Source organism: Stenotrophomonas sp. YJH_SMC_14-1 (assembly GCF_059372275.1).
Genome location: NZ_JCAFVK010000008.1, coordinates 1 through 12036 on the forward strand (window position 1 = coordinate 1; position 12036 = coordinate 12036).

At 67.8% G+C, this 12036-nt stretch carries 11 protein-coding genes and 1 rRNA gene; 6 read left to right on the forward strand and 6 right to left on the reverse strand.

The features are described 5' to 3' along the window. Positions 1-89, forward strand: a 5S ribosomal RNA gene (gene rrf, locus AC5P9P_RS16180); the annotation flags it as partial. Positions 90-568: 479 nt separating this feature from the next. On the opposite strand, the gene AC5P9P_RS16185 is transcribed toward rrf, so the two are convergent. From AC5P9P_RS16185 to hemH, 3 genes are all read right to left on the reverse strand, one after another. Then, on the reverse strand, positions 569-2674 hold the full coding sequence (locus AC5P9P_RS16185) for a methyl-accepting chemotaxis protein (protein WP_033835366.1): 2106 nt from the start codon (positions 2672-2674) through the stop codon (positions 569-571). Between the two features lie 290 nt (positions 2675-2964). After that, a complete protein-coding gene (locus AC5P9P_RS16190) occupies positions 2965-3819 on the reverse strand; it encodes an alpha/beta fold hydrolase (protein ID WP_033835365.1) in 855 nt (284 codons plus the stop codon). Next, on the reverse strand, positions 3816-4778 hold the full coding sequence (hemH, locus tag AC5P9P_RS16195) for a ferrochelatase (protein ID WP_062605303.1): 963 nt from the start codon (positions 4776-4778) through the stop codon (positions 3816-3818). The genes AC5P9P_RS16190 and hemH overlap by 4 nt, the downstream gene beginning before the upstream one ends. A gap of 165 nt (positions 4779-4943) precedes the next feature. Here hemH and AC5P9P_RS16200 point away from each other — a divergent pair, with 165 nt between their 5' ends. The 4 genes from AC5P9P_RS16200 (at position 4944) to tatC (ending at position 7363) form a co-directional block, all read left to right on the forward strand. Then, on the forward strand, positions 4944-5837 hold the full coding sequence (locus AC5P9P_RS16200; protein ID WP_005411678.1) for a lipid-binding SYLF domain-containing protein: 894 nt from the start codon (positions 4944-4946) through the stop codon (positions 5835-5837). Between the two features lie 75 nt (positions 5838-5912). Beyond that, on the forward strand, positions 5913-6140 hold the full coding sequence (gene tatA, locus AC5P9P_RS16205) for a Sec-independent protein translocase subunit TatA (RefSeq protein WP_005420453.1): 228 nt from the start codon (positions 5913-5915) through the stop codon (positions 6138-6140). Between the two features lie 15 nt (positions 6141-6155). Further along, entirely contained in the window at positions 6156-6617 is a 462-nt protein-coding gene (gene tatB / locus AC5P9P_RS16210; protein WP_111173474.1) for a Sec-independent protein translocase protein TatB, read from the forward strand. Beyond that, positions 6614-7363 (forward strand): twin-arginine translocase subunit TatC, encoded by a 750-nt coding sequence (gene tatC, locus AC5P9P_RS16215; protein WP_005411675.1) that lies wholly within the window; start codon positions 6614-6616, stop codon positions 7361-7363. The genes tatB and tatC overlap by 4 nt, the downstream gene beginning before the upstream one ends. Positions 7364-7470: 107 nt before the next feature. Here tatC and AC5P9P_RS16220 read toward each other — a convergent pair whose 3' ends face one another. From AC5P9P_RS16220 to AC5P9P_RS16230, 3 genes are read right to left on the reverse strand one after another with little or no spacing between them, the layout of a single operon-like run. Beyond that, positions 7471-8382, reverse strand: a complete 912-nt coding sequence (locus AC5P9P_RS16220; RefSeq protein ID WP_005411674.1) for a BPSS1780 family membrane protein — start codon at positions 8380-8382, stop codon at positions 7471-7473. 50 nt (positions 8383-8432) lie between these two features. Then, positions 8433-9179: a glutamine amidotransferase gene (locus AC5P9P_RS16225; protein WP_033835362.1), complete on the reverse strand. Its 747-nt coding sequence runs from the start codon at positions 9177-9179 to the stop codon at positions 8433-8435. After that, positions 9151-10986, reverse strand: coding sequence for a GspE/PulE family protein (locus tag AC5P9P_RS16230; RefSeq protein ID WP_005414929.1), 1836 nt, complete (start codon positions 10984-10986; stop codon positions 9151-9153). The genes AC5P9P_RS16225 and AC5P9P_RS16230 overlap by 29 nt, the downstream gene beginning before the upstream one ends. An 83-nt stretch (positions 10987-11069) precedes the next feature. On the opposite strand from AC5P9P_RS16230, the gene glyQ reads away from it, so the two are divergent. Further along, the gene (gene glyQ, locus AC5P9P_RS16235) at positions 11070-11981 is read left to right on the forward strand and encodes a glycine--tRNA ligase subunit alpha (RefSeq protein ID WP_033835361.1); all 912 of its coding nucleotides are present in this window, start codon (positions 11070-11072) and stop codon (positions 11979-11981) included. Positions 11982-12036 lie beyond the last annotated feature (55 nt).

Sequence of the window (12036 nt, forward strand, 5' to 3'; positions counted from 1 at the left end):
ACCCGATCCCATCCCGAACTCGGAAGTGAAACGCAGCTGCGCCGATGGTAGTGTGGCTCAAGCCATGCGAGAGTAGGTCATCGCCAGGGTTTACACCCAAAACCCCGCTGCTCACGCAGCGGGGTTTTTCTTTGTGCGCAGTAAATGCGGGTAGTGCCGGCCGCTGGCCGGCACCCGATGGCATTACATCACCCGGTAGATCCACGCCATGCGTGGATGCCCTCTGCGAGGAGCCAAGGCGCCAACCAAGGTTGGCCGCTACCAACAGCAGGCCCGCACAGCAATCGATTGCCGGGCAGCAGCCGGCAACTTTGTGCGCGGTAAACACCGGGTAGTGCCGGCCGCTGGCCGGCAACCCGATGGCATTACATCGCCCGGTAGATCCACGCCATGCGTGGATACCCCCTGCGACGAGCAGCGGTGCCAACCAAGGTTGGCCGCTACCAACAGCAGGCCCACACAGCAATCGGTTGCCGGCCAGCGGCCGGCACTACCAGGGGCAGGTCACGCATAAAAAGACGGCGCCCTGCGGGCGCCGTCCTGATCAAACTCGAATGGAAGGTCCGGATCAGGCGACCCGCGAGACCTCGAGCGGTTCCTGCTGGCGGAATACCGAGACTGCTTCGGTCAATGTGCCGGCCTGGTTCTGCAGCTCGCGTGCGGCAGCGGTGGCTTCTTCCACCAGCGCCGCATTCTGCTGCGTGGCCTGATCCATCTGCACCACTGTCTGGTTGATCTGCTCGATACCGATCGACTGCTCCTGCGACGCCGCGGATATCTCGCGCATCAGGTGGCTGACATCCTCCACGCCGCCGACGATTCCCTGCATGCGCTGGCCGGCATCGGCCACCAGATGGGCACCTTCGCCCACCTGCCGGCCCGCTTCGTCGATCAGCTTCTTGATCTCCTGTGCGGCCGCCGCCGAACGCTGCGCCAGCACGCGCACCTCGCTGGCCACCACGGCAAAGCCTCGGCCCTGCTCGCCGGCGCGTGCCGCCTCCACCGCTGCGTTCAACGCCAGGATATTGGTCTGGAAGGCAATGCCGTCGATGACGCCGGTGATGTCGCCGATCCGCTTCGAGGCACCTTCGATGGCCTGCATGGTATCCACCACCCGCTGCATGGCCGTGTTGCCGTCACTGGCAGCGTTCTGCGTGGAGGCGGCCAACGCACTGGCCTCACGCGCATGGGCGGCGTTCTGGCGCACGGTGGCGGTCAGTTCCTCCATCGATGCTGCGGTCTCCTGCAGGTGCGCGGCCTGGCGCTCGCTGCGCTCGGACAATGCGCCGTTGCCGGCCGCAATCTCGCTGGCGGCGGTACTGATCGACGCCGCACATTCCTGGATGCGGCCGACCATGCGTGCCAACTGCCCGGCCGTGGCATTGGCATCGCGTTGGATGGCAGCGAAGGCGCCGTGATACTCGCCGTGCATGCGCCGATCCAGATCGCCGTTGGCCAGTGCCGAGAGCATCTGCCGCACTTCGTTGACGGTGCTGCCGAGCGTATCGAGCAGCTGGTTGATGCCACCGGTCAGGCCATCGAGGAAGCTGGCGCCTTCAGTGGCCTGCAGGCGCTGGTCGAGGTCACCGGCCGCTGCCGCTGCGACGATGCCGGCCACGGCATTCTCCAGCGCGAGCTCATGGGTGCGGTCATGCCATTCCACGGCGAAGCCCAGGCGCACGCCCTGCGCGTCGAACACCGGTGTGACCACCTGCGCGAAGTGCACCGGGCCGATCTGCACCTTGCCGTTGTGGGCTACCTGCAGGCCGTTGAGGATCGCGCGGATGCGGTCCGGGTTGGCGTGGAAACGATGGATGCTGCTGCCGACCAGGCGCTCGGCGTCGAAATCGGGGAAGGCCTGTCGCAACGTCGCCTGCTGGTTGCGCAGCAGTGCCACCACCGAGCGGTTCACGTAGCGGATCACATGGTCGTTGTCGGCGATCATCATCGCGGTGCGCGAGGCATCGAGGGCCTGGCGGATCTGCGCGTTCTCGGCATGTGACGCGGCTTCGCGCCCACGCTGGGCCTGCACGTGGCGTGCAGTGTCGGCCAGGGCATGGGCCAGTGAACCCGGCGCATAGGCGCCGGTATCGGCATGCGCGCCAAGATCGGCACCGGTGGCGATATCGCGTGCGAGCGCGGCAAGCCGACGCGGGCCGTGGCCGAGGGCCTCGGTCTGCTGCCGAAGGCGCAGTGCGACCTGGCCGAGGAACAGGGTCAGGCCCGCGAGCATGCCGGCCTGCAGCAGCGTCGGCCACAGCGCGGCACCGCCCTGTAGCGGTGCCAGCAGGGCGAGGGTACCGACGCCACCGGCCAGCCACACCGGAAGGCGATCGCGATGGCCCAGCAGCACGCCCAGCAGCAGGGCAATCGGCAATGCCGGTGACAGGCTGATGATCGCGCACAACACGGCCAGCTGCAGCGACAACAGCAACGCCAGACCGTTGCGGGCGACGGCCCGGCCCGCCTGGGCCCCGCCCAACCACGCGGCTGGCAGCACGGCGACGGCCGCCAACGCGGCAGCCTGCACCTGCGGGCCGCGCAGGGCCAGCGCCAGGCCAGCCAAGGCCAGTACCGCGCTGCCGATCAGCAGGCGGCGGTCAGCGCGGTGCGCGAGCTGCTGCAGGTGCGGCAGGCGGGCGGTATCGGGGGGACGGGAGGATGCAACGGACATCGGCGACTCCTGGATCAGCAGACGACAACGGCCACGCCGCGGCGCACGCAGGAGTGCGTGACCAGGGCGCGAGCCGGGAATTCGGGGAATGCGACGCGATCAGCGACGCGGAGACGGGACACCGCGGCCACATCCTGTGGGTGACGGTGCAATGGAGCAGGCATGCGGACTTCCTTGCAGAACCAGACACACGCCGCAGGCCCGACCGGACCTGCGTGCTGCGGACGCAGGGGACCGCAACTGATGTATCGGCCGCAGACGCGCAGAGTGAAGCGCGCGGATACCTTTGCTCAGCCCGCGTTGTCGTTGCTGAAGAAGCGCAGGATCACGCCTGCGATCTGTTTTGGATCTTCCATGTGCAGGTGATGGTTGCCGGGAAACACCGCCAACCGCCCATCGCGCAGGTGCTGCAGGCGATCGCTGCGCATCGGCTCGGGGTAGTAGGACTGCGCTGGCGTGGCATAGATCACCTGCGTCGGGCAGGCGATGGCCTGCAGCAGGTTGTCGATCTGGCCTTCGCTGAGACGGATCGCAGTGGGCAGCATCAGGCGCGGATCGCTGCACCAGCGGTAGCCACCCTCGACCGGTTCCACGCCGCGCTCGACCAGCAGCCGTGCACAGTGCTCGCTGAGCTGGTTGGTCATCATCCGTGCGCGGATCGGCGCGGCGAGGTCGGGGAACACGCGCAGCTGCTTGCGTGCCAGCGCCCGCGTCGCGTTCACGTGTTCGCGCAGGCGATGCGCGGTGTCCTCTTCGGGGCCACGCAGGCCACCGAGTGCTTCGATCGCCACCAGGCGCTCGACGCGGTCACTGACCGAGGCGGTGAGGCTGGCGATGCCGGCGCCCATCGAATGGCCGAGCAGGTTGAAGCGGTCCCAGCCCAGTGCATCGGCGACGTCGAGCACGTGGCAGATCGCGGCGGCCGTGGTGTAGCTGGCACCGGCCGGCAGATGTGCACTGTGGCCATGACCGGGCAGGTCGATGGCAACCAGCTGCAGCGACGACAGGTGCGGCGCCAGCGGCACGAAGCTGGCCGCGTTGTCGAGCCAGCCGTGCAGGGCCAGCACGCGCGGGCCATCGCCGTGGTTGCGCAGGCCGGCGACGCGCGCGCCACCGACCTCCAGTTCAAACGGTTGCAGACTCATGCCAGCGAGGCCACGGCCAGCCGCGCAAGCGCGCGTGCGTGCTCCGGTTCGGCGTTGAGGCAGGGGATGTAGCGCATCGTCGCGCCGCGCTCGGCCAGTGTTTCGGTGAAGCCCATGGCGACCTCTTCCAGCGTCTCCAGGCAATCGGTGGCGAAGCCGGGGCACACCACGTCGATCTGCTTCACGCCGGATTCGGCCAGCGCCCACAGGCTGGGCTCGGCATATGGCTGCAGCCAGCGCTCGCGGCCGAAACGCGACTGGTAACCCATCTGCCACTCGTCCCTGCCCAGTTCCAGCGCCTTGGCGATGGCCTGTGCGCTGGCCTCGCAGCGCTGCGGATACGGATCGCCGGCATCGGCCAGGCGCTGCGGGATGCCGTGGAAGGAGAACATCAGTGTCTGGCCGCGACCGTGCTGTTCCCAGTAGCGGCGGATCGAGCCGGCCACGGCCTCGACCCAGCCCGGATCGACCGAATAGTCGCGCACCAGGCTGACGGTCACGCCAGGATTGCGGCGCTGCCAGGCATCGACGCGGTCTTCAACCGAGGCAGTGGTGGTGGTGGAGTACTGCGGATACAGCGGCAGCACCACGATGCGGCGCGCACCATCGGCTGCCAGGCGGTCGAGCTCGCTGGCCAGCGCCGGTTCGCCGTAACGCATCGCATGGCGCACTGTCAGGGTCGGCAACAGGGCCTGCATGGCCTGCGCCAGCTGGCGCGTATGCACCATCAGCGGTGAGCCGTCGGGCAGCCAGACCTGGGCGTACTTGGCCGCCGAACGACTGCTGCGCAGGGGCAGGATCAGTCCGCGCAGCAGCGGCTGCCACAGCAGTGGCGGGATCGCGACCACGCGGCGGTCGGACAGGAATTCAGCCAGGTAACGGCGTACGGCGGGGGCCGTCGGCGTCTCGGGCGTGCCTAGGTTGACCGCCAGCACGGCGGTATCGGGTGCGTCGAGCATGGGCGGTATTGTCGCCGATCCGGTGTCGCGCCGGGATGCAGGGTTCGGATTGCAGGCATAGCGCGCATCAATGTGAGCAGGGAACGCTCATTGGGGATTCATGACAACGCTACTAATTTCAGTCACTTGCTATATCTTCCTATGGACTGACTTCTGGAGCCTGCCATGCGTCGCCCGATCCAAGCCCTGCTGATCGCCGCCAGCCTGCTGTCCAGCCAGGCCATGGCCGGGCCGCAGGAAGACCAGCGTGCGCGCAATGCCGTGCGCGTGCTGGCTGAAATCCAGGAAATCCCTGAACAGGGCATTCCGGATAAATTGCTGGACGAAGGCCGCGCGGTCATCGTCATTCCCGACACGATCAAGGCCGGTCTGGTCATTGGCGGCCGTCGTGGCCACGGCCTGATGTCGGTGCGCATGCCCAACGGCGCTTGGTCCAACCCGGTGTTCGTGAAGCTCACCGGCGGCAGCATCGGCTTCCAGGCCGGCGTGCAGTCCTCCGATGTGGTGCTGGTGTTCCGCAACGACCGCAGCCTGGACAACCTGGTCAACGGCAAGTTCACGCTGGGTGCCGACGCTGGCGTCGCCGCCGGTCCGGTGGGCCGCAACGCCGCCGCGGCCACCGACGGCCAGCTGAAGGCCGAGATCTGGTCCTGGTCGCGCGCCCGCGGCCTGTTTGCCGGCGTCGCGCTGGATGGCGCGGTGCTGCAGATCGACGATGCCGCCAATCTGGACGCCTACGGCAGCAACACCACGCCGCGGATGATCTTCGAAGGCCGCGCCGCCGGTTCGCCGTCGATGGATGTGGTCGCCTTCCGCGATCGCCTGGAAGAGGCCACCTACGCGGCGCGCAACAACCGCAGCGGCAACGGCGGCAGCGCGCCGCGCCCGGCTGCCGCCCCGGCAGCTGCCCCGGCGCCTGTTCAGGCAGCACCGGCTGCGCCGGCTGAGGCCACCACCGCGCCGCTGCAGAACGTGCCGCAGACCCCGCCGCCGCAGCAGCAGGGCTTCCAGCCGGTGAATGACGGCGAGATCCGTACGGAAACGCTGGGCGGAAACTGACTTTCGTCACGCGCGCCGGCTGACAGCCGGTGCGCTATGCTCGACAGCCTGATCACTAACGTAACGAGCGTCTTTATGGGCAGTTTCAGCATCTGGCATTGGTTGGTCGTGCTGGCCATCGTCCTGCTGGTGTTCGGCACCAAGCGCCTGACCAGCGGCGCCAAGGACCTCGGTTCGGCGGTCAAGGAATTCAAGAAGGGCATGCGCGACGAGGACAAGCCGAACGCGCAGCTGGGCGATGAGTCGCGCAGCCAGGACGCGTCGCGCACCGCGCAGGACGAGCACGACCGTAACGCTCGCTGATCCGGAGCGGTTGCGGTGTTCGATATCGGCTTCAGCGAACTGCTGGTGATTGCAGTGGTCGCCCTGGTGGTGCTCGGTCCCGAGCGCCTGCCCAAGGCGGCCCGCTTCGCCGGCCTGTGGGTGCGTCGCGCCCGCAATCAATGGGATTCGGTGAAACAGGAACTGGAGCGCGAACTGCAGGCCGAGGACATCAAGCGGCAGATGCAGGACGTGCGCCAGGGCATGCAGGACACCGAGAACCAGCTGCGCGCCAGCGGTGAAGCTATCCGTCGCGAAGCCCAGCAGGCGCAGCAGCAGGGCGATGACCTGGTGCAGCAAGTCCGTGCACCGGCGCCCGCGGATCTGCCGCCGCACATGAGCGCCGCGCCCGATGCCGTTGAACCAGCGCAGGACGGTGGTGCCGCCGAGCCGGTTTCGGCCGCGCCCGCTGAAGCTGGTACGCCGCCGCCGGCGCAGAGCCCGGAGCGCCACCCATGAGTGAACAGGATTTCGGCGAGAGCTCGCTGGTAGAACACCTGGTGGAACTGCGCGGCCGGCTGGTGCGCGCATTGCTGGGCCTGGGCGTGGTGCTGCTGGCGCTGCTGCCGTTCACCCAGAAGCTCTACAATGCGCTGGCCGAACCGCTGGTCTCGCAGCTGCCGAACGGGCAGACGATGATCGCCACCAACCCGGCCGGTGCCTTCTTCGCACCGCTGAAGCTGACCTTCTTCGTCGCGTTGTTCGTGGCGGTACCGTGGCTGCTGTACCAGCTGTGGGCGTTCGTCGCGCCCGGTCTGTATGCACGCGAGAAGCGCCTGGCGGTGCCGCTGCTGGTGTCATCGGTGCTGCTGTTCTACACCGGTTGCGCCTTTGCGTATTTCCTGGTGCTGCCGGCGGTGTTCCACTTCCTCACCACCTTCAGCCCGGACGTGATCGCAATCACACCGGATGCGAATGCCTATCTGGACTTCGTGCTGGCGATCTTCTTCGCCTTTGGTGGCAGTTTCGAACTGCCGGTGGCGATGGTGATCCTGGTGCTGCTGGGCTGGGTGACGCCGCAGCAGTTCAAGGAAGGCCGCGGCTACGCGATCGTCGGCATCTTCGTGCTGGCGGCGGTGCTGACCCCGCCGGACGTGGTGTCGCAGCTGATGCTGGCGATTCCGATGTGCCTGCTGTACGAGCTGGGCATCCACGCCGCACGCTGGCTGGTGCCGTCGTCGGTAGTGAAGAAGCCCGCCGCCTGAAAGACAAAAAGGGGACGGAGGGGATTAAGTCGTTAAAGGCAAAAACGACTTAATCCCCTCCGTCCCCTTTTCTATCCACGCATGGCGTGGACCTACCTGCGTTCTGGTCAGGCGTGGAACACGTCGCTGGAGGTCGGCGTGGTCGGGATCGGCGGCGCCGCGCGGCTGCCGCGGTGCACGAACATCTGCTTCCACGCGGCGTAGACCGCGCCGACATACAGCGGCATCAGCACCGTGGTCAGTACCAGCTGGGCGATGAAGGCGGCGGCCAGCGGGCCGCCGATCAGCATCGCGATCTGGATCACGATCACGAACAGGATGTACATGCAGAACGCGGCGATCAGGCCGAGCGCGGCGAACACGATCATCGCACCGATGTTCTCGATGCAGCCCTGCAGGCTCAGGCGCAACGCGTGCATGCCGCTCTGCTTGTCGAACACCACCAGCGCCGGCTGGGTGAACATCGCCAGCGACAGCGCGACCGCACTCAGGAACACCAGCAGCATCCACAGCGCGATGCGCTTGGCCGGCAGGTTGGCAACCAGCGCGGCGGCATCGTCCGGCTTGATCTGCTGGCCACTGCGGCTGATCTCTTCCATCTTGGTCATGACCTCGCTGAAGGCGGTGAAGCCCTCGCGGCCGATCATCAGGAACAGCAGCGCGCCCAGCAGCAGCACCGCCAGCACCTGGATCGCCAGCGGCACCAGCAGGTGGCTGACGCGGTGGTCGCGGATCGGCTGCAGCAGGTGCGAGGCCAGGCCCGGGCGGCCTTCATCGATCTCGCCCACGGCATACAGCATGCCGCCGAACATGATCGGCGAAATGGCCAGCGTCATAAGCTGCACGGCCATGCCGGCAGCGCCGGGAATCAGCGTCGACAACAGCGTGACCACCCAGCTCACCAGCAGCCAGGTCAGGCCGATCCGGGCCAGCTGCAGCGGCGCACGCCGGTACAGCGAGAACGTATCCAGCAACCACTGGGCGCCCGCCGAAGCCGGCAGCTTGCGAATCTCTTTCATGGACATCCGGGAAGGACAGGAGGGGGCCGGGCGGCTGCCCGTGCCGCCGATTATCCCTGTTTTGCCGCCGGCTGGGCTGAAGACAGCCGCGCCTGGCGGACGAAGCGGCGCAACAGCTGGCGGGCCAGCGGCGCGGCACTGACCGCGCGCTCGATGCTGCGGGCGCAGCCGCCATGGCGGCCGATGCAGTCGGCGCGGGCACGCACGTAGCCACGCATGTGGTGGGTGGCGAACTCCGGATGGAACTGCACGCCCCAGGCCTGGCGGCCCCAGCGGAAGGCATGGCAGCCATCCAGCGGTGAACGGGCCAGCACCTCGGCACCATCGGGCGCGCGCAGCACGGTCTGCAGATGGGTGGCATGGGCGGCAAAGTGCTGCGGCAGGCCCTGGAACAGCGGGTCCTGCGCCGCCTGCGGCTGCAGTTCCAGTTCGATCGTGCCGGACTCGCGGCCGGCCGGGTTGTAGGCCACTTCGCCACCCAGCGCATGTGCCAGCAGCTGATGGCCGTAGCAGATGCCGAACACCGGCAGGTCGTCGTGGGCGGTCTGGCGCAGCCACGCGGCGCTGCGCTCGCTCCAGTCGGCATGGTCGGTGACGAAGGCGGCCGAGCCGGTCACCAGCACGCCGGCGAAGGCATGAGGGTCGGGCAGAGCGCCACCGTGCTCGACATCGACCACCACCGTCTCGTGTTCTTCCAGCCCGGCGGCGACGCGGATCCAGTGCGGAAAGCGCCCGTAGCGGCGCAATGACGGCACCGGTCGGCCGGTTTCAAGGATCAGGAACGGGGCTGGGTTCATCCGGGGGCGGCAGCACTGACAGGACTTCCTCGATTGTAGTCAGCCCCTGCGCCACCTTTTCAAGCCCGGCCTGGCGCAGGGTTCGCAGCCCTTCAGCCCGCGCGGCACGGGTGAAACCGGCCAGGTCCATGTCGGCGCGGATCTGCCCGCGCAGCCGCGAACCCAATGGCAGCAACTCATACAGCCCGATGCGGCCGAGGAATCCGGTGCGCCGGCATTCCAGGCAACCGACCGGCCGACAGGGCGTGGCGGCATCTGGATATGCAGCATGGCTATCAGCCAGCACCGCCCAATCGGCCGCGCCGAGGCTGTGCGGCTGCTTGCAGTGCGGGCACAGCGTGCGCACCAGGCGCTGGGCGAGGATGCCGTTGAGGGTGCTGGCCAGCAGGTAATGCGGCACGCCCAGGTCGAGCAGGCGGGTGACCGCCGAGGGCGCGTCGTTGGTATGCAGGGTAGACAGCACCAGGTGGCCGGTCAGCGAGGCCTGCACCGCCATCTGTGCGGTCTCCAGGTCGCGGATTTCGCCGATCATGATGATGTCCGGGTCCTGCCGCAGCAGGGTGCGCACGCCGCTGGCGAAGTCCAGGTCGATGTTGGCCTGCACCTGCATCTGGTTGAACTCGGGCGCGATCATCTCGATCGGGTCCTCCACCGTGCACACGTTCACGTCCGGCGTGGCCAGCCGCTTCAGCGTGGAATACAGGGTGGTGGTCTTGCCCGAGCCGGTCGGGCCGGTGACCAGCACGATGCCGTGCGGGCGCTCGACCAGCGCATTCCAGCCGGCGGCCTCCTGCGGGCTGAAACCGAGCTGGTCGATGCTCTTGAACGCGGCATCCGGGTCGAAGATGCGCATTACGCACTTCTCGCCGAAGGCGGTGGGCATGGTCGACAGGCGCATCTCGACCTCGCGGCCACCCGGCGAGCGGGTCTTGATGCGGCCATCCTGCGGGCGCCGGCGCTCGGCCAGGTCCATGCGGCCCAGCACCTTGATGCGGCTGACCACGGCGGTCATCACCGCCGGCGGTACTTCGAACACCTTGTGCAGCACGCCGTCGATGCGGAAGCGCATGCGTCCCATCTCGCGGCGCGGCTCCAGGTGGATGTCCGAGGCGCGCTGCTCATAGGCGTACTGCAGCAGCCAGTCCACGATGTGCACGATGTGCTGGTCGTCGGCATTGACGTCGCCGGTGCGGCCCAGCTCCACCAGCTGCTCGAAGCTGGGCAGGGTGGTGCTGGCCTCGCCGCGCACATCGCCACGGGCGCCGCGCACCGAGCGGGTCACCCCGTAGAACTCCATGGTGTAGCGGTGCAGGTCCAGCGGGTTGACCACCGCCAGCTCGATGCGGCGGCGGGTCAGGTGCTGCAGGTCACGACGCCATTCCTGCACCAGCGGCTCGCTGGTGGCTACCAGCACGCGCTCGGCATCCACCGCCAGTGGCAGGAAGCGATGGCGGCGGGCGTAGGCATGCGACACCAGCGCGGTCACCGCAGCGACGTCCACCCGGGTCGGGTCGATGCGCAGGTAACGGCTGCCGGTGCGCTGCGCCAGCCACTCGGTCAGGCGTTCCAGGGTCAGTTCGCCGCCGCCGGTGGCGGCCAGCTTGAGGTTGGACAGCAGTACCAGCGGATGCACTTCACTGGCGTTGCGCGCGCCCTGTGCGGAAAACCGCATGCGCTCGCGGTCCTGCTCGGCCACCAGGCCATCGGCGGTCAGGGCCGCGGCAATCTGCTCGAAATGCAGCCGTCCCCAGGGCAGCGGGACGCCGTCCGCCTCGCCGGGCGTGCCTGCCGGCAGCCGATGTTCCATCTGCCTGCTCCTCCCGGGTACGGAATGCCCCGCAGGTCGGCCGTTATACTAGCGCACCCCCTTGCCGGCCAAGACTCGTACGCATGTCCGCGACCCCGACCGTTCCGATCACCTTCCAGGGCCTGATCCAGACCCTGAACCAGTTCTGGGCCCAGCAGGGCTGCGTGCTCATCCAGCCGCTCGACCTGGAGGTGGGCGCCGGTACCTTCCACCCGGCCACCTTCCTGCGTGCGATCGGTCCGGAAGGCTGGAATGCGGCCTACGTGCAGCCGTCGCGGCGCCCGACCGATGGCCGTTACGGTGAGAACCCGAACCGCCTGCAGCGCTACTACCAGTACCAGGTGGCGATGAAGCCGGCGCCGGACAACATCCAGCAGCTGTACCTGGATTCGCTGAAGGCACTGGGCATCGATCCGCTGGTGCACGACCTGCGCTTCGTCGAGGACAACTGGGAATCGCCGACGCTGGGCGCGTGGGGCCTGGGCTGGGAAGTCTGGCTCAACGGCATGGAAGTGACCCAGTTCACCTACTTCCAGCAGGCCGGTGGCCTGGAATGCCGCCCGGTGCTGGGCGAGATCACCTACGGTCTCGAACGCCTGTGCATGTACCTGCAGAACTGCGACAACGTCTACGACCTGGTCTGGACCTACGGCCCGGACGGCCAGCCGGTGACCTACGGTGACGTCTACCACCAGAACGAGGTGGAGCAGAGCACCTACAACTTCGAATACGCCGACGTGGAAGAAATGTTCCACCGTTTCGACGCCTGCGAGCGTGAGGCGCAGAAGCTGGTGGAAGTGAACCTGCCGCTGCCGGCCTACGAGCAGGTGATGAAGGCCAGCCACACCTTCAACCTGCTGGATGCGCGCCGTGCGATCAGCGTGACCGAGCGCCAGCGCTACATCCTGCGCGTGCGCGCGCTGGCCCAGGCGGTGGCCAGGGCGTACTACGAGCAGCGCGAGAAGCTGGGCTTCCCGGGCGCGAAGAAGGCCTGACGGTCCTCCCGCACCGACCCGCTTTTCATCAACTACCCGGGGCGCCGGACGCGTT